The organism is Achromobacter marplatensis (assembly GCF_049060505.1).
In the GTDB taxonomy this organism is placed as follows: domain Bacteria; phylum Pseudomonadota; class Gammaproteobacteria; order Burkholderiales; family Burkholderiaceae_B; genus Achromobacter; species Achromobacter marplatensis_A.
Genome location: NZ_JBMGRB010000029.1, coordinates 1 through 2,084 on the forward strand (window position 1 = coordinate 1; position 2,084 = coordinate 2,084).

Here is a 2,084-nt window from a genome sequence, read left to right on the forward strand (position 1 = left end):
TGCAAGTCAGGCAAAAGCCGGTTGCATAATCTGCAAAAGTTGTGTTATAGTTTCAGGCTTGGCAGTTGCCGAAAACTTAGGGTTAACCCTGATATTTCGATAGCTGCTAAAGAGAGCAGACCTGAAGGGGTCGCAGGCAAGAAAGCGGGGCGCGAGAGCGAACAAAGCTGACTTGACAGGCGATAAAAACTCCTTCATAATCTCGCCTCTCTGCTGCTGAAAACAGCAAGCAACGCAAGGCAAAAGCCGGGCGAAGCTGGCGGGTTCAGCGATGTGGCAGTAAAGAATTTAGCAGTACCGCTCTTTAACAATTAAACAACCGATAAGTGTGGGCGCTTGATGCGATGCACTGTGATGAAGTTGGGCGTTAAGCCCTGGCTTCTTCACAAGCACAATGAAATCAAGTGCTCACTAGAAGTGAAGTACCTTAGACGTCAAGTTTAAGAACATACCTCACTTCCTTTGAGTAGCGACGTATGACCTGGTTCGGATTTATTCGGACCAAGAATACGAAACAAATACAGAGATTAAACTGAAGAGTTTGATCCTGGCTCAGATTGAACGCTAGCGGGATGCCTTACACATGCAAGTCGAACGGCAGCACGGACTTCGGTCTGGTGGCGAGTGGCGAACGGGTGAGTAATGTATCGGAACGTGCCTAGTAGCGGGGGATAACTACGCGAAAGCGTAGCTAATACCGCATACGCCCTACGGGGGAAAGCAGGGGATCGCAAGACCTTGCACTATTAGAGCGGCCGATATCGGATTAGCTAGTTGGTGGGGTAACGGCTCACCAAGGCGACGATCCGTAGCTGGTTTGAGAGGACGACCAGCCACACTGGGACTGAGACACGGCCCAGACTCCTACGGGAGGCAGCAGTGGGGAATTTTGGACAATGGGGGAAACCCTGATCCAGCCATCCCGCGTGTGCGATGAAGGCCTTCGGGTTGTAAAGCACTTTTGGCAGGAAAGAAACGTCATGGGCTAATACCCCGTGAAACTGACGGTACCTGCAGAATAAGCACCGGCTAACTACGTGCCAGCAGCCGCGGTAATACGTAGGGTGCAAGCGTTAATCGGAATTACTGGGCGTAAAGCGTGCGCAGGCGGTTCGGAAAGAAAGATGTGAAATCCCAGAGCTTAACTTTGGAACTGCATTTTTAACTACCGGGCTAGAGTGTGTCAGAGGGAGGTGGAATTCCGCGTGTAGCAGTGAAATGCGTAGATATGCGGAGGAACACCGATGGCGAAGGCAGCCTCCTGGGATAACACTGACGCTCATGCACGAAAGCGTGGGGAGCAAACAGGATTAGATACCCTGGTAGTCCACGCCCTAAACGATGTCAACTAGCTGTTGGGGCCTTCGGGCCTTAGTAGCGCAGCTAACGCGTGAAGTTGACCGCCTGGGGAGTACGGTCGCAAGATTAAAACTCAAAGGAATTGACGGGGACCCGCACAAGCGGTGGATGATGTGGATTAATTCGATGCAACGCGAAAAACCTTACCTACCCTTGACATGTCTGGAATTCCGAAGAGATTTGGAAGTGCTCGCAAGAGAACCGGAACACAGGTGCTGCATGGCTGTCGTCAGCTCGTGTCGTGAGATGTTGGGTTAAGTCCCGCAACGAGCGCAACCCTTGTCATTAGTTGCTACGAAAGGGCACTCTAATGAGACTGCCGGTGACAAACCGGAGGAAGGTGGGGATGACGTCAAGTCCTCATGGCCCTTATGGGTAGGGCTTCACACGTCATACAATGGTCGGGACAGAGGGTCGCCAACCCGCGAGGGGGAGCCAATCCCAGAAACCCGATCGTAGTCCGGATCGCAGTCTGCAACTCGACTGCGTGAAGTCGGAATCGCTAGTAATCGCGGATCAGCATGTCGCGGTGAATACGTTCCCGGGTCTTGTACACACCGCCCGTCACACCATGGGAGTGGGTTTTACCAGAAGTAGTTAGCCTAACCGTAAGGGGGGCGATTACCACGGTAGGATTCATGACTGGGGTGAAGTCGTAACAAGGTAGCCGTATCGGAAGGTGCGGCTGGATCACCTCCTTTCAGAGCTTAAGTGCTCGTATTAAG

The 2,084-nt window shown here is 52.4% G+C and carries 1 rRNA gene; it reads left to right on the forward strand.

The features are described 5' to 3' along the window. Positions 1-529: 529 nt before the first annotated feature. A 16S ribosomal RNA gene (locus tag ACI0FO_RS29380) occupies positions 530-2,060 on the forward strand. The last annotated feature ends 24 nt before the right edge of the window (positions 2,061-2,084 follow it).